Source organism: Actinotalea fermentans, from assembly GCF_007991475.1.
Lineage (GTDB): Bacteria > Actinomycetota > Actinomycetes > Actinomycetales > Cellulomonadaceae > Actinotalea > Actinotalea fermentans.
The window spans coordinates 36,001-50,807 of sequence record NZ_BJYK01000001.1 but is presented as its reverse complement, the minus strand read 5'-3'; the positions used below and the strand labels follow the sequence as shown (position 1 = coordinate 50,807).

14 protein-coding genes are annotated in these 14,807 nt (G+C 75.6%); 5 read left to right on the top strand and 9 right to left on the bottom strand.

Annotated elements, in window-relative coordinates:
• Positions 1-74 precede the first annotated feature (74 nt).
• The 5 genes from AFE02nite_RS00235 to mtrA all read right to left on the bottom strand — a co-directional run bounded on the left by AFE02nite_RS00235 (position 75) and on the right by mtrA (position 6,447).
• Positions 75-1,373: an endo-1,4-beta-xylanase gene (locus AFE02nite_RS00235; protein WP_034249446.1), complete on the bottom strand. Its 1,299-nt coding sequence runs from the start codon at positions 1,371-1,373 to the stop codon at positions 75-77.
• A 96-nt stretch (positions 1,374-1,469) separates the two neighbouring features.
• The gene (locus AFE02nite_RS00230) at positions 1,470-2,231 is read right to left on the bottom strand and encodes a ComF family protein (RefSeq protein ID WP_261765333.1); all 762 of its coding nucleotides are present in this window, start codon (positions 2,229-2,231) and stop codon (positions 1,470-1,472) included.
• A 51-nt stretch (positions 2,232-2,282) separates the two neighbouring features.
• Positions 2,283-4,013: an LpqB family beta-propeller domain-containing protein gene (locus AFE02nite_RS00225; protein ID WP_034248066.1), complete on the bottom strand. Its 1,731-nt coding sequence runs from the start codon at positions 4,011-4,013 to the stop codon at positions 2,283-2,285.
• The gene (mtrB, locus tag AFE02nite_RS00220) at positions 4,013-5,767 is read right to left on the bottom strand and encodes an MtrAB system histidine kinase MtrB (protein WP_261765332.1); all 1,755 of its coding nucleotides are present in this window, start codon (positions 5,765-5,767) and stop codon (positions 4,013-4,015) included. The genes AFE02nite_RS00225 and mtrB overlap by 1 nt, the downstream gene beginning before the upstream one ends.
• Positions 5,764-6,447 (bottom strand): MtrAB system response regulator MtrA, encoded by a 684-nt coding sequence (gene mtrA, locus AFE02nite_RS00215; RefSeq protein ID WP_034248067.1) that lies wholly within the window; start codon positions 6,445-6,447, stop codon positions 5,764-5,766. Before mtrA ends, mtrB begins: the two co-directional genes overlap by 4 nt.
• A 192-nt stretch (positions 6,448-6,639) precedes the next feature.
• Between mtrA and AFE02nite_RS00210 the strand changes: the two genes are divergently transcribed.
• The 5 genes from AFE02nite_RS00210 to AFE02nite_RS00190 are packed head-to-tail and all read left to right on the top strand — an operon-like array spanning position 6,640 to position 12,144.
• The gene (locus AFE02nite_RS00210; RefSeq protein WP_146818905.1) at positions 6,640-7,905 is read left to right on the top strand and encodes a glycerophosphoryl diester phosphodiesterase membrane domain-containing protein; all 1,266 of its coding nucleotides are present in this window, start codon (positions 6,640-6,642) and stop codon (positions 7,903-7,905) included.
• Entirely contained in the window at positions 7,902-8,588 is a 687-nt protein-coding gene (locus AFE02nite_RS00205; protein WP_146818904.1) for a DUF4129 domain-containing protein, read from the top strand. The genes AFE02nite_RS00210 and AFE02nite_RS00205 overlap by 4 nt, the downstream gene beginning before the upstream one ends.
• Positions 8,585-9,793: a DUF4350 domain-containing protein gene (locus tag AFE02nite_RS00200; RefSeq protein WP_261765329.1), complete on the top strand. Its 1,209-nt coding sequence runs from the start codon at positions 8,585-8,587 to the stop codon at positions 9,791-9,793. Before AFE02nite_RS00205 ends, AFE02nite_RS00200 begins: the two co-directional genes overlap by 4 nt.
• Positions 9,790-10,845, top strand: coding sequence for an AAA family ATPase (locus tag AFE02nite_RS00195; protein ID WP_146818903.1), 1,056 nt, complete (start codon positions 9,790-9,792; stop codon positions 10,843-10,845). Before AFE02nite_RS00200 ends, AFE02nite_RS00195 begins: the two co-directional genes overlap by 4 nt.
• 6 nt (positions 10,846-10,851) lie before the next feature.
• On the top strand, positions 10,852-12,144 hold the full coding sequence (locus AFE02nite_RS00190; RefSeq protein WP_034245035.1) for a DUF58 domain-containing protein: 1,293 nt from the start codon (positions 10,852-10,854) through the stop codon (positions 12,142-12,144).
• Positions 12,145-12,147: 3 nt separating this feature from the next.
• On the opposite strand, the gene AFE02nite_RS00185 is transcribed toward AFE02nite_RS00190, so the two are convergent.
• Genes AFE02nite_RS00185 through AFE02nite_RS00170 form a run of 4 tightly spaced genes read right to left on the bottom strand, consistent with a single transcriptional unit; the run spans position 12,148 to position 14,807 of the window.
• Positions 12,148-13,005, bottom strand: a complete 858-nt coding sequence (locus AFE02nite_RS00185; protein WP_146818902.1) for a hypothetical protein — start codon at positions 13,003-13,005, stop codon at positions 12,148-12,150.
• A complete protein-coding gene (locus tag AFE02nite_RS00180) occupies positions 12,992-14,236 on the bottom strand; it encodes a hypothetical protein (RefSeq protein WP_052113574.1) in 1,245 nt (414 codons plus the stop codon). Before AFE02nite_RS00180 ends, AFE02nite_RS00185 begins: the two co-directional genes overlap by 14 nt.
• Entirely contained in the window at positions 14,233-14,520 is a 288-nt protein-coding gene (locus tag AFE02nite_RS00175; RefSeq protein WP_034245039.1) for a hypothetical protein, read from the bottom strand. The genes AFE02nite_RS00180 and AFE02nite_RS00175 overlap by 4 nt, the downstream gene beginning before the upstream one ends.
• Entirely contained in the window at positions 14,517-14,807 is a 291-nt protein-coding gene (locus AFE02nite_RS00170; RefSeq protein WP_222594304.1) for an SAV_915 family protein, read from the bottom strand. Before AFE02nite_RS00170 ends, AFE02nite_RS00175 begins: the two co-directional genes overlap by 4 nt.

The window sequence follows — 14,807 nt, the reverse complement described above, 5'->3', positions numbered from 1 at the left end:
CCGCGGACAGGAGAAGCGGGCTCACTTCACCTGTCCGCGGTGTCCCGCACAGTTCACCCTGAGGCGTCGGTCCGTCAGCCCAGCCGCGCGTCGACCGCGGGCACCCCGGCCGCCAGCGCGAACGACGCGCGGGTGTCGCGGGCGCTGACGGCGTAGTCGCCGAGCCAGCCCTGCACGGTGAGGCGGCCGGCGGCGTCGGTCCGCATCGTCGTCGGGGCGAGCCACCACTCCCCCTTCACGAGCCCCCGCAGGGCGTCGTACGACGGCTTGCACGAGCCGTCCTTGCGCACGAAGCCGCCCGGGGCGCCGAGCCACATGCCGTCGTCGGACAGCCCCCAGTAGGTGATGCTGCGGACCGAGGGGTGCGCCAGCAGCGTGCGGTAGTGACGCTCGACCTCGTCCGCCTGGCGGGCCTCACCCTCGGGCGTGCTCGGCCAGTCGGGGATCTGGTAGTCGTTCAGGTCGACGATCTCCTCGGGCATCAGGTGCCCGCTCAGGAGCGTCGACTCCGTGAAGTGGATCGGCAGCCCGTAGCGCGAGAAGCGCTCGAGGATGCGCAGCGTCTTCTCCTCGCCCCAGTACCCCTGGTGCATGTGGCTCTGCAGGCCGAGCGCGTCGACCTCGATGCCCGCCTCGAGCACCCCCTCGATGAGGCACTCGTACGCGGTGGACATGTCGAAGTCGTTGAGGAGCAGGGTGGCCCGCGGGTTCGTCGCGCGGGCCTCCTCGAAGGCGAGGCGGATGGTCGCGAGGCGTCCGATCCGGTGTGCGAGCCGCGTGATGCCGTTGTCGCCGTTGGTGAACACCGGCATGATCACGACCTCGTTGATCGCGTCCCAGGTGTCGACCAGGCCGGCGAAGTCGGCGACGTCACGCCGGATCCGCTCCCGCTGCACCCGCTCGATCTCGTCGACCGGCAGGTCCAGCAGCCACGACGGCTGGACCGTGTGCCACACCAGCGGGTGCCCCTTGAGCTCGACGCCGCGGTCGCGGAACCACTCCGCCGTGCGCCGCAGACGCTCGGTCTGCGGCTGGCCGCGCCGGGACTCGAACCGTCCCCAGTAGAACGGGAGCGTCGCCGTGTTGAAGACGTCGAGCCAGAGGTCGGCCAGGTGCTCGAGAGCCTCGAGCGACGCACCGCCGAAGGTCTCGACGTCGTCGTCGGGGTGCGGCACGGTCTCACCGTTGGCGAGCGGGATGAAGTCGAACCCGATGTTGCCGAAGCCGAACGCGTGGCGCGTCTGCTCGACCGTGACCTCGGTGTCAGCCAACGGCGCACCGGTCGGGTCGAGCACGGTCACGGTCGCGGTCGCGACCCGGTGCGCGAACGTCGGGTCGGGCACCACGGACGTGGGCGGGAAAGGGCGGGGCATCGGGGACCTCCTCGGTGTCCACGCCAGCCTGCCACCCGTGGCATCACGGGGTGCGCGTTCGGGCGGACGGGGTGCTAGGATCGAATCGTTCCGATCCTAGCGCCCCGGCGTGCTGACCCCGGACACGGCCGACGGCGACGGCGTGGCCGCGAGCACGACCGCCCCCACCACGAGCGCCCCGGCGCGTTCGAGCGCCGCCCGGCACGCGGCCAGGGTGGCGCCGGTCGTCACGACGTCGTCCACGAGCACCACCACGCGCGCCGCCACGGCACCTCGGCGCACCGCCACGGAGCCCGCCGCGTTCCGCCCCCGCGACCGGGCACCGAGGCCCACCTGGTCCCGGCGCCGGGGATCCCGGCGCCGACGCAGCACGGCTGCGACTGCGGCCGGCACGCCTGCCTCGCCGAGGCCGCGTGCCAGGCCGTCCGCGAGCAGCCGGACCAGGTCCGCGCCCCGACGACGCCGGGCACGCGCCGTCGTGGGCACCGGCACCAGGGCCAGCCCGCCCCACCGGGCGACCTCCCCGAGAGCCGGCGCCAGGTCGCGCCCCGTGCGCTCGAGCGCGGCGACCAGTGGCCGCGTGAGATCGGCACGGCCGCGGTCCTTCCAGGCGACCACGACGCCGCGCACCGGTCCGACGTAGGGCACCACCGCCCAGACGGGTGGGGGCGGTGCGCCGTCCATCCGGTCCAGCCGCGGCACCGCCTCCTCGCATCGCGCGGCGCGGGCGGTCAGCAGCTGCGCGCACGCCGGGCAGAGCACCGTGTCGAGCCGGCCGCACCCGGGGCACTCGACGGGCAGCACGAGCCGCCCGACGTCCCTCGCCGCCGCGACCAGCACCCCACGCCCCAGACCCACGGCCCCAGCGTGGCCGCACCGGCGCGCCCGGACCGGCCGTCCACAGGGTGATCAGCCGGGGAAGACCGGGTCCACGACGCCCGACGTGGTCTCCACCCAGCTCGACCCGCGCAGCAGCCGGAGCACCCCGTCGGTGTCCACGACGTAGATGCCGTCGTTGCCGCGGGCCGCCGCCAGCCCCACGGTGCCTTCGGCGACGACCTGCTGCAGGGTGGTGCGCCCGCCCACCGTGGCGAGGTAGACCGCCCGCTGCTCGGAGCCCGCGGCCGTGCCCAGCACGGCGAGCGCCTGCTCCGTGGACCAGGCGAGCTCCGTCACGTCCGTCAGCGACGCGCCCACGGTCAGAGCCCCGTCGCCGAGCGCCCTCGGCTCCCCCGCCTCGTCCGCCGCGCGGACGATGGAGGCCACGTGGATCGTGCTGCGACCGTCGGCGTCGACCGAGGCGATGGCGATCCGCGCCCCGTCCCGCGACACGCGCATCGACCGGAGCTGGCGGTCGGCCAGGAGCGGCGCGTTGACCGGGACCGTCGTGCCGTCGGGCAGGACGGCGGTGAGCAGACCCGCGGAGTCCTTCTCCCCCGTCCACACCCAGCCGAACCTGTCGACGGACGGCGGGAGCAGGTCGGCGCCCTCGAGGAGCGTCTCCGGTTCGGCGCCGCCCGCGGGCAGCAGGACGAGCCGCCGCGTGCCGTCCAGCAGCACCCACAGCGTCCCGTCGGCGCTGACCGCCGGATGGTTGGGCGCCGCGAGGTCCGTGACCGCGGGGAGGTCGGCAACCGGCTCGGCCAGCTCGCCGCTGACGTCGGCGATCACGCCGTCGACGACGGCGTAAGGGCCCGAGCGGGGCTGAGGATCGGTGAGCAGCGTCGGCACCTCGTCCGGCTGCACCGGCAGCGGCACGGGGCCGTTCGAGCTCGCCACGGTGAGCCCGACGGACGACACGGCACCGCGCAGCCGCCCGGTGAAGAGGGTGGCCTCGAGCTGCGCCTGCAGGTGGCCGCGCTGCTCGTCGGCCCAGCTCTCCTGGAACGCCTCGGCGGGCAGGTCGATGGTCACGACGCCGTCCGCGCCCGGGTCGGCCACCTCCACAGGTGCGCCGAGCGGCGGGGCGGCGTTCGCGACGCCGTCCGCGAGCCACGGCGCCGGGCCGTCGAACAGCGCCAGCACGGCCCGCCGCAACGCGCTCTGGTCCGGGAGCCAGCGCACCTCGGGGACGGCGATCTGCCAGTCCGGTGTGGCGAAGTACACGGGCACCGGCGAGAAGGAGGCGTCGAACGCGGAGTCGCGGATCACGATGCCGTTCTGGAGGTCGGCGATGCGCCACTGGTTCGCGTGGTTGCGCTGCATGCCGAACGAGAGCGTCACCTCCGAGCCGGGGGCCGCCTCCTGGAACACCCCCTCGCTGTCCACGCTGCCGGCCAGGTCGACGACGGCGACCACCATGTCGCCGTCCATCGACAGCTCCGGGTCGCTCGCCGCGACCAGGAGCCGCTCGCGCGGGTCCCAGGCGGCGTCGGCGTTGCGCGTCAGGAACTCCCGTGCGACGTCGAAGTCGTCGAACACGCCCGCGCGGGCGGCGCTGAAGAAGCCCGCGACGATGCCCTCGGGCGTGTCGTCCTGCTGGGGCAGCGCCGCGAGCGGGATGGGCGGGCTCTCGTCGACGGGGGCGGGGCTGCCGGTGGCGATCGGGCCCGACGTCGGGATCGCGACGCAGCCGGCGAGAGCGGCCGCGGCGAGCCCCAGCACGAGCGCGGCACTGCGGGCACGGGTCGGGCCGGCCATCACGCCTCCAGCCTGTCGAGGTCGGGGACGGCGGCGGGGTCCGCGCCACCCGGGCCGCCCAGGGCCACGGTCGGCCGGGACGCGGGCTGCTCCTCGGGCTCCAGCGGCAGCGGCGACGCGTCGGCCACGATGCCGGCGCGGCGCGGGAGCGTGAGGCGGAAGGACGCCCCCTGGCCGGGCCTGGCCCAGACCTCGAGGCGGCCGCCGTGCAGGTTGGCGTCCTCCTGCGAGATCGCCAGGCCGAGGCCGGTGCCGCCGGTGGTGCGCGCCCGGGCGGGATCCGCGCGCCAGAACCTGTCGAAGACGTGCTCGGCCTCCTCGGGCGTCATCCCGATGCCGTGGTCGCGCACACGAACGGCGAGCACCCGCGCGTCGGCCGCGAGCCGGACCTCCACCGGCGTCCCCTCGGCGTGCTCGATCGCGTTGACCAGCAGGTTCCGCAGGATGCGCTCGACCCGGCGCGGGTCGACGTCCGCGACGACGGGCTCGTCGGGCAGGTCGGCCTCGAGCCAGACCCCGCGCCGCGAGGCGAGGGCCGAGGCCTGGTCGACCGCCGCCACGACGACGTCGCGGACGTCGCGGCGCTCGGCGTCGAGCATGGCCGCGCCGGCGTCGAACCGGCTCATCTCGAGCAGGTCGGCGAGCAGCGCCTCGAACCGGTCGAGCTGGGTGCGCAGGAGCTCCGCGGACCGTGCGGCCGCCGGGTCCAGGTCCTCGCGGGCCGCGTGCAGGATCTCGGCGGCGATGCGGATCGTCGTCAGCGGCGTGCGCAGCTCGTGGGAGACGTCGGACACGAACCGCCGCTGCAGGCGCGACAGGTCCTCCATGCGCTGGATCTGCGTCTGCAGGCTCTCCGCCATCTCGTTGAACGACCGCGCGAGCGTGGCCATCTCGTCCACGCCCCGCACCGTCATCCGCTCGGCGAGGAGCCCGTCCGCGAGCCGTTCCGCCACGCGCGCGGCGGCTCGCACCGGGAGCACGGCCTGCCGGGTCACGAGCCAGGTCAGGGCGCCGAGCAGCACCACCAGGGCGACGGCGCCGAGCAGCAGCACGCGCTGCAGGAACTCCAGCGTCTGCTGCTCGGGCGACAGGTCGTACAGGTAGTAGAGCTCGTAGGCGCCCGCCGTCGGCACGGTGACGGTGGACCCGACGAGGATCCCCGGCGCGAGCGGGCCTGCGGCGTCCCCCTCACCGGTCTCGAGCGCGCCGGACGCCGACTCCCCCGGCGGGATGCCGACGGGCATCCACAGCTGGACCTGCGACTCGCGCACCGCCGCGCGCAGCTCGCTCGGGATGAGGCCGACGAGGTTGGGGTCCGTCGCCTGGTCGTTCGCGAACAGCCTCGTGTTCTGCCCGGGTGACCGCAGCACGAACACCTCGCGGCGCTCACCCGTGCCGCCCACGCGCAGCTGCCCGATGACGTCCTGGAGGAGCCGCTCGAGGTCCTGGTCGGTCGACCGGTCGGCCGCGGACGCGGTGAAGCGTCGCTGCGCCTGCTGGCTGGAGGCGGCCGAGTCGGCGAGCAGCTGCTCACGCCGGTCGTCGTACAGGCCGGAGGCCACGCGGTCGGACAGGAACCACCCGAGGACGCCCACGGCGACGATGCCGAGCACGAGGGCGGAGCTGATGACGCGCAGCTGCAGCGAGCCGCGCCACCGGCTCACCACACCCCGCACGAGCAGCGCGACCCGGCCCCCGACGCGCCGGCCCAACCGCGCGGCGCGTGCCGGCCAGGTGGCGACCCGCGCGCTCACGGCGCCCCGGTGCCCGCCTTGTATCCGACGCCGCGCACGGTCACCACGATCTTCGGGTCCTCGGGGTCGTGCTCGACCTTGGAGCGCAGCCGCTGCACGTGGACGTTCACGAGGCGGGTGTCGGCCGCGTGCCGGTAGCCCCAGACGCGCTCGAGGAGCACCTCGCGCGTGAAGACCTGCCACGGCTTGCGCGCCAGCGCCACCAGCAGGTCGAACTCGAGCGGCGTGAGCGGGATCGTCACGCCGTCGCGCGAGACGCGGTGGCCTGTGACGTCGATCTCCAGGTCGCCGATGGTCAGGTGCTCCGGGCTGGGCTCGTCCGTGCGGCGCAGCCGTGCGCGGACCCGCGCGATGAGCTCCTTGGGCTTGAACGGCTTCGAGATGTAGTCGTCGGCGCCGGACTCCAGCCCCAGGACGACGTCGACGGTGTCGCTCTTGGCGGTGAGCATGACGATCGGCACGCCCGACTCCGCCCGGATCAGGCGGCAGATCTCGTTGCCGTCCTTGCCGGGCAGCATGAGGTCGAGCAGCACCAGGTCGGGCTGACCCGTGCGGAACGCCTCCAGCGCCTCGTCGCCGTGCGCGCAGAAGAGCGGCTCGAAGCCCTCGGACTTCAGGACGATGCCGATCATCTCGGCGAGGGCGACGTCGTCGTCGACCACCAGGACACGACCCTTCATGCGCCCATCGTGGCACCCGCGGGCCGGACGCCGCGAACGCCCCGCGGGTGAGGTACGTCCCGACGGCGTCGCCCACCGACTCTCGGCCGCCCTACCCTCCCGCCTGGCGGCCTCCGCCGTGGCACGATGGGCGCGGTCCGCGGGGCGCCCGTCGCCACGCCGACGGCAGCCGACGGCATCGAGGAGTGAGGCGTGAGCGAGCCGCAGGAGCAGCCCCGCCCGGGCGAGGACGCATCGAACGGGTGGTCGTGGGGCGGGCAGGACGCGGCGCCCCCGGGCTACGGGCCGCCCCCGGCCGCGACGCCGCCGGTCACGCCGCCGTACAGCGGGCGCCAGTACGGCGGGCCCCAGTACGGGCAACCTCAGTACGGGCAGCCCCAGTACGGCGGGCCCCAGTACGGCCAGCCCCAGTACGGGCAGCCCCAGTACGGCGGGCCCCAGTACGGGCAACCTCAGTACGGGCAGCCCCAGTACGGCCAGCCCCAGTACGCACCCGCCGGCTACGTCCCCGCGCCCGTCCAGCGCGGCGTCGTGCCGCTGCGCCCCCTGACCCTCGGTGAGATCTACGACGGTGCCTTCCGCTCCATCCGCGCCAACCCGCGCGTGATGTTCGGGTTCAGCGCGATCGTCGTCGGCGTCGCCGCGATCGTGGGCGGGCTGGCCTGGTGGCTGGTCATCCCGTCCGTCGCCGCGCTCGTCGACGCGAACCTCCCGTCCGAGTTCACGGCCGACGGCGGCGACGACTTCATCGCGTCGCTGTACTCGATGTACGCGATGATCCCGTTCCTCGTGCTCGCGGGCATCGTGCTCACGGGCGTGCTGACCGTGTCGGTGAGCCGGTCCGTCATCGGGCAGAAGGTCGCGGTGGGCGACCTGTGGCGCCAGTACTGGAAGCGGGTCCTGCTCGTCGGCGGCTACACGCTGCTCCAGTCGACGGCTCTCGTCGTCGTCATCGTGGTGTTCATCCTCATCGTCGCCGCCGCGGCGACGGCGTCCGGCGCGCTCGCCGGCGTCATCGGCGTGCTGGGCGGCCTCGGGCTCGTCGTCGGGATCTTCTGGGTCACCATCCGGCTGATCTTCGTTCCGCCGGTGCTCATGCTCGAGGGCCGGCGCCTGTTCCCCACGATCGCGCGGGCCTGGCGCCTCACCCGGGGCTCGTTCTGGCGGATCCTCGGCATCAACCTCCTCGCCCAGCTCATCGCGCAGGTCGTGAGCCAGGTGCTGGCGGTGCCCACCAGCATCATCGGGGGCATCATCGCGGCGACCACGCCCGACGGCGCCACCTCCGGCGGCTACATCGCCGCGACCACGATCGGCATGGCGGTGGCCTACACGATCCCGGCCATCTTCCTGGCGGCCGTCGTCGCCCTGCAGTACATCGACGTCCGCATCCGCAAGGAGGGACTGGACGTCCAGCTCGCCCGCGCCGCCGAGGCCGGCCAGGGGCGGCCGGCGTGACGTCACCCTGGGTGTGGCCGGCGGCCCGCATCCTCCAGGACGTCCCCGTGGACCCGGACGCCGGGACCGCGCGCGAGTGGGCGGAGGCCGAGCTCGCCGACCCGATCTACCACCAGGGCCAGAGCCTGCTCGACCGGATCGTCGAGTGGCTCGTCGACCTCGTCAACGACGCGCGGGCCTCCGCGGTCAACGTCGACGCGCGGACCGCGGGCCTGGTCCTCGTCGCGATCCTCGCCGTCGTCCTCGTGGCCGTGCTGCTCTACACCGGTCCCGTCCGGCGCGCCCGCCGCGCCCGCGCGTCCACGGAGGTCTTCGAGGACGACGCGCGGTCGGCGGCCGAGATGCGCGCGAGCGCCGACGCCCTCGCCGCGGCCGGCCGGTGGAGCGAGGCCGTGCTGGACCGGTTCCGCGCGCTCCTGCGCTCGCTCGAGGAACGGGCCGTCCTCGCCGAGCGTCCCGGCTGGACGGCCGACGAGGCCGCCGCCGAGGCCGGGCTGGCGCTGCCCGGGTGCGCCGGCGACCTCCGGCGGGCGAGCGCCCTCTTCGACGACATCCGCTACGGCGACCGGCGGGCCCGCGCCGAGGACGACGCGTGGCTACGCACCGTGGACGACGCCGTCCGCACGGCCCGCCCGGTGGCGCACGCCGAGGCACCCGAGCCCACGCTGGCGGTCCCCCGATGACGGCGGGCCCGATCCTCGACGCGCCGGGCGAGACCGCCGTCGTCGGCGACGGCACGACGGTCATGCTGCGCGCCCGCACGCGCTGGGAGCGGCTGCGCTGGCCGCTCGCCGCGCTCGTGACGTTCCTCCTGCTCGTGCTGATGAGCTCGCTGCTGCAGGCCCGCACGTCGGGCGTCGCACTCGCACCCGACAACCCCGGGGAGCGCGGGGGGCGCGCGGTGGCGCAGATCCTGGGCGACCAGGGCGTCGACGTGCACTACGTGCGCACGGTGCGCGAGGCGCGTGCCCTCGCCGGCGAGGGCACGACGCTGCTGGTCGCCGGGACGGCGGCCCTGGCCGAGAGCGAGGCCGCCGAGCTGGCGGACGTGCCGGCCGACCTCGTCGTCGTCGGGCCGGACCAGTACCTGGTGGACGCGCTCACCGACGGCGAGTTCCGCGCCGAGGGCGGCTTCTACCTCTCGGGCGTCCAGAGCGCGGCGTGCGGCGACGCGGACGCGCGGGCGGCCGAGGAGATCGCGAGCGAGGGCCCCGCGCTCGTGGCCACCGGCGACGGCGTCGTCTGCTTCCCGGACCAGGGCTCCGGCCCGCGGGCGGGCGCGTACGGCTCGGTCGAGCGCGACGGCCGCCGCATCGTCGTCATCAACGACGCCGACCTCATGACGAACGCCGACCTCGCCGACCACGGCCACGCCGCGCTGGTGCTGCGCGCTCTCGGTCAGCACGAGGACCTGGTCTGGCTCGTGCCCGCACCGACCCCCGTGGCCGGCCCGGGTACCGGCGACCTCGTGGGCCTCCTGTTCCCCGACTGGGCACCGACGGTCGCGCTGCAGCTCCTCGTGCTCCTCGTGGCCCTCGCCCTGTGGCGCGGGCGGCGCCTCGGGCGCGTGGTCACCGAGCCGCTGCCGGTGACCGTGCGGGCCGCCGAGGCGACCCTCGGCCGCGGGCGCCTGTACCGGCGGGCCCGCGCCCGGGGTCACGCGGCCGCCGCCCTGCGTGCGGGCACCGCGAGCCGCGTGGCGGCCCGGCTGGGACTGCCCCGCGCGGCGGGCGCCACCGACGTCATCGACGCCGCCGCCCGGGCCACCGGCCGCAGCGTCGACGAGATCTCCGGGCTGCTGTACGGCCCACCCCCCACCGACGACGGCGGGCTGCTCCAGCTCGCCCGGCAGCTCGACCAGCTCGAGAGCGAGGTTCACCGCACGTGACCGAACAGTTCGGCCAGCCGGCCCAGTCGCCCGCGTCCCCGGCCTCCCCCGCCGCCCCGCCCGCACCGCCCGCGCCCCCGGCGCCGGCGCCGCTCACCCCGTCCGAGGACCTGCGGGCCGGCTTCGCCGCGCTGCGCGCCGAGGTGGGCAAGGCGGTGGTCGGCCAGGACGCCGCCGTGACCGGCCTGGTCATCGCCCTCCTGTGCCGCGGCCACGTGCTGCTGGAGGGCGTGCCCGGCGTCGCGAAGACGCTGCTGGTCCGGGCGCTGTCGGGCGCTCTCGACCTGGACACCAAGCGCGTGCAGTTCACGCCCGACCTCATGCCCGGCGACGTGACGGGCTCGCTCGTGTACGACGCGCGGACGGCGGAGTTCTCCTTCCGCGAGGGCCCGGTCTTCACGAACCTCCTGCTGGCGGACGAGATCAACCGCACGCCCCCCAAGACCCAGGCCTCGCTGCTCGAGGCCATGGAGGAGCGGCAGGTCTCGGTGGAGGGCACCCCGCGGCGGCTGCCCGACCCGTTCCTCGTCATCGCCACGCAGAACCCCGTCGAGTACGAGGGCACCTACCCGCTGCCCGAGGCCCAGCTGGACCGGTTCCTGCTCAAGCTGACGATGCCGCTGCCCGAGCGGAACCACGAGATCGAGGTCCTGCGCCGGCACGCGACCGGCTTCGACCCGCGCGACCTGGCCGCGGCCGGCGTCCGGGCCGTCACCGACGCGCACCAGCTCGAGCGCGCCCGGGCGGAGATCGCCCAGGTGCAGGTCGCGCCCGCGGTCCTCGGGTACGTCGTCGACGTCTGCCGGGCCACCCGCCAGTCGCCGTCGCTGTCGCTCGGCGTCTCCCCCCGCGGCGCGACGGCGCTCCTGGCCACCTCGCGCGCCTGGGCGTGGCTGTCCGGCCGCGGCTACGTGACGCCCGACGACGTGAAGGCGCTCGCCCACCCGACGCTGCGCCACCGCGTCCAGCTGCGCGCGGAGGCCGAGCTCGAGGGCGTCACGCCGGAGAGCGTGCTCGACACGGTGCTGGGCGCCGTGCCCGTGCCGCGCTGACCACCCATGGCCATCACCTGGCGGGCGGTCGTCCTGGTCGCCCTCGGCCTCGTCCCGGCTCTGCTCGTGCCGGCGCCGTTCACCGTGCTCGCGTGGCTCGGGCTGGTGCTCCTCGCGTGCCTGCTGGACGTCGTGCTCGCCGCCTCCCCCCGCCAGGTGGCGGTGCGGCGGTCGGTCCCCGGGTCGGTCCGCCTCACGGAGGCCACCCGGTCGACGCTCACCGTGACGAACCGCTCGTCGCGCCGGCTGCGCGCCGTCGTCCGCGACGCGTGGCAGCCCTCGGCGGGCGCCGGGCAGAACCGGCACCGGGTCAGCCTGCCCGCCGGTGAGTCGCGTCGGCTGGTGACGCCGCTGCGGCCCACGCGCCGCGGCGACCGGCTCGCCGACCGGGTGACGATCCGCTCGTTCGGCCCGCTCCGCCTGGCCGCGCGCCAGGTGAGCATCCCCGTGCCCGGTCGGCTGCGCGTGCTGCCCGAGTTCGCGTCCCGTCGGCACCTGCCGAGCCGGCTGGCGCGCCTGCGCGAGCTCGACGGACGCACGGCCGTGCAGATCCGCGGCGCCGGGACGGAGTTCGACTCGCTGCGCGAGTACGTGATCGGCGACGACGTGCGCTCGATCGACTGGCGCGCCACGGCGCGGCGCAGCGACGTCGTCGTGCGCACCTGGCGGCCCGAGCGGGACCGGCGCGTGCTCATGGTGCTCGACACCGGGCGCCTCGCTGCCGGACGCATCGGCGACCTGCCGCGCATCGACGCCTCGATCGAGGCCGCGCTGCTCCTCGCGGCGCTGGCGTCGCGCGCGGGCGACCGGATCGACCTCATCGCCTTCGACCGCCGCGTGCGCACCCAGGTGGCCGGGACCAACGGTCCGCGGCTCATGCCGGCGGTCGCCGACGCGCTGGCCCCGGTCGAGCCTGCGCTGGTCGAGACCGACTGGCCCGGCGTCGTCGCCGCGGTGAGCCAGCGCATGTCGCGGCGCGCGCTCGTCGTGCTCCTGACCAGCCTGGAGCCGGCCGCCGTGGAGAGCGGGCTGCTGCCCGTGGTCGGCCCCCTGGCGCACGAGCACACGGTGGTCCTGGCCTCGGTGGCCGACCCCGAGGTGGCCTCGCTGCGACGTGGGCGCGGCTCCGCGGCCGAGGTCTTCGACGCCGCGGCCGCCGAGCGCGCCGAGCTCGAGCGCGCCGCCGTGACCGTGCGGCTGCGTCAGCGCGGCGTCGAGGTCGTCGACGCCCTCCCCGACGAGCTCGCGCCGAGGCTCGCGGACACCTACCTCGCGCTCAAGGCCGCCGGCCGGCTCTGACCGTCAGTCCAGACCGGCCACACGGCGTCGTCCCTGGTCCGTGGCCAGCTCCGCGCGCGCGGCGGGGTCCTGCCGGTAGCGGGCGATCGCGCGGATCAGAGCGGCCGGGTCGACCGGCACGGCCGGGCCCGGGATCTCGACCCACGGCCCCGCGGGCGTCGTCGCGCGGGACGCGGTGCGGCGTGGCCGGTACCGCCACGACGGCGCCGGGTCCGTCCCGACGACCCGGAGCACGCCCCACCAGCCGACGTCGACGACGCCGATCCCGCGGAGGTCGTCCCAGTCGAGCCACGCGTCGCCGTCCGGGCCGGTGACGCCGATCCCCTGCGGGGCCAGGACGAGCCGTCCCGGCCTGCGGGCGCGCACCACGGCCTGGGGCACGACGACGAGCACGAGCAGCGCCGCGGCCGCGGGCACCCACCAGCCGGCGTTGCCCGCGGACCCGAGGACGACCGCCAGTCCCGCGAGCAGGACCATGACGAGCGCGCTGAGCACGACCGGTCGACGCAGGAAGGCGGTCCGCCACGGGAGCACGACGGCCGGCCCGTGCTCGGTGTCGCCCAGGAACGCCCGGTCCGGGTCCCATGACGGGCGCCGCAGGTACGTCAGCCAGAACCCGAGGGTCCCGACCCCGAGCCACGCCAGCGCACCGACGGCCACCGCGACGGACGCCGGCACGCTCCAGGCGCGGTCGGGCGCCGGCGTGGCCAGCTGGTCGCCCGCGACGAGCAGGAGACCGAGCCCGAGGGTCGCGTTGACCACGACCACGCCCCACAGGAGAGCCCTTCCCCGGCCGCCCGCCGCGAGCACCGGCCCGGCGGGCAGCGCCGCGGAGGTGCCCGCCGGGTCAGAAGATGGCATTCCAGGCGTCCTTGAGGCCGCCCCCGATGGCGCCCGCGGCGTCGCCGATCATCTCGCCGGCATCGCCGACGGTCTCGGTCATCTCGTCCCAGCCGTCCGCGATCGCCGAGCCGACGTCGCCGAGGCTGTCCACGCCGTTCTCCCACATCGAGTCGATCATGCCGGAGGTCACCAGCCCGACGACGGCACCGCCGACCGCGCCGACGATGCCGCCCACGATCGTCCCGCCCACCGGCAGCACCGAGCCGACGCCCGCACCGATGAGCGCACCCGCGCCCATCGACGCCAGGAAGCCGCCGCCGTTGGAGACCGCCGCCTGCGCCGGCGACTCGCCGTTCTGGATGTCGTCGTAGATCCCGTAGCCCGTGGCGACGACGCCGAGGGCCAGCAGTCCGCGCGCGACGCCGGCAGGCACCCGCGGCGTGGCCGCCGTGCGGCCGGCGCGCGCGGCGTCGTCGAGGTGCTGCGCGCCGGTGTCCACCAGGTCGTAGAAGTGCTGGGGCGTCGTCGTGAGCCGGCCGCCGGGCGTCACCGCCGTGACGTGCCTGGCGTACGCCGCCGCGGAGTCGAGGTGGAAGCCGCGCAGGAGCTTGGCGTTGTACGCGACCACCGCCATCGCCGAGGCGCTCACCCCGCCGCTCAGGAGCTCGGAGAACAGGCCCACGAGGTTGCCCTTGTTGCCCTCCCACACGCCCACGGCCGAGTCCACGGCCGTCGCCCACCGCTGGTGCCCGGCGTCCACGATCTCGACGAGGGTGTTCCACAGTGCGCAGCGCCGGTCCCAGGCGGCGATGGCGGCCAGCGCCTGCCCGTGCGCCTGGGCCTCGGCCGACGAGGCGCCCGCGGGCAGCGGCGGGACGTCGGGAGGCGGGTCGCCGGGCCCGTGGATGACCGTGCCCACGACGCGCAGCCCGCCCGCACCGGCCTGCTCCCGCGCCCCGCTCATGTCGGTGAGCGTCAGCTCGAGCGCCGTCGCCAGCGCCTCGAGCTCACGGGCCATGGTCGTCGCGACCTGCGAGAGCGTCCCGCCACCGTTCGCGAGCGTGGACAGGCGCCCCCGGAGCGGCTCGGCACCCTCCCCCTCCCACGCGGGCGCGACGCCGCGGTACTGCTGGTAGACGTCCTCGTCGAAAGTCGTGCTCCCTGCCGCGAGGCTGTCGAGCAGCCAGGCGGCGGCCGCACGGATGCTCGACGGCGACCCGTCGACTCGCGTCTCGAGCGCCAGGCTCACTGCTGCCCCCCGCCGAGCGCGGCGAAGGCTCCCGCCTCGGCGTCGTCGCCGCGGGCGAGCTCCGCGTTGGCCTCGTCCACGATGCCCGCGATGTGGTGGGCCTCGTACGTCAGGCGCATCATCGCCTCACCGACGGTGGCGAGCACGTCCCCGAGCAAGGGGCCCGCGACGCCCGCGGTGACGGCCGCGGGGGCGCCGCGACCCGACTCGTCGAGCCCCGTGCCGGCCGCACGCAGGCCGCTCGCGATGGCGGCGAGGGCGTCGTGGTCGACGGAGAGGCTCACGGCGCCACCACCTGCCGCTCCGACTCGGGCACCAGGAGGTCGAGGAGCACGAGGTCGAAGGGCGCCGCGTCCCACAGCGTCTGCAGGTTGGCGGTGGGGAGCGTGAACCAGGGCTGGTCCCGCCCGCAGCCGGCGAGGAGCCGGTCGAGCGCCGAGTAGACCAGCAGCGCGCTGCGACCGTCCTTGGTGATCCGGTACTGGACCTCGAGGTCCGCCGGGTCCGTCACGTGCCGCACGCACGGGATGTACAGGATCGGTGGGTAGTCCTGGGGCAGCTGCCGGTTCAC

What these genes read in the sequence shown, in the direction of transcription:
- AFE02nite_RS00235 (WP_034249446.1), bottom strand. Translation starts at nt 1,373, where the DNA reads ATGCCCCGCCCTTTCCCGCCCACGTCCGTGGTGCCCGACCCGACGTTC.
- AFE02nite_RS00225 (WP_034248066.1), bottom strand. Translation starts at nt 4,013, where the DNA reads ATGGCCGGCCCGACCCGTGCCCGCAGTGCCGCGCTCGTGCTGGGGCTC.
- mtrA (WP_034248067.1), bottom strand. Translation starts at nt 6,447, where the DNA reads ATGAAGGGTCGTGTCCTGGTGGTCGACGACGACGTCGCCCTCGCCGAG.
- AFE02nite_RS00200 (WP_261765329.1), top strand. Translation starts at nt 8,585, where the DNA reads ATGACGGCGGGCCCGATCCTCGACGCGCCGGGCGAGACCGCCGTCGTC.
- AFE02nite_RS00190 (WP_034245035.1), top strand. Translation starts at nt 10,852, where the DNA reads ATGGCCATCACCTGGCGGGCGGTCGTCCTGGTCGCCCTCGGCCTCGTC.
- AFE02nite_RS00185 (WP_146818902.1), bottom strand. Translation starts at nt 13,005, where the DNA reads ATGCCATCTTCTGACCCGGCGGGCACCTCCGCGGCGCTGCCCGCCGGG.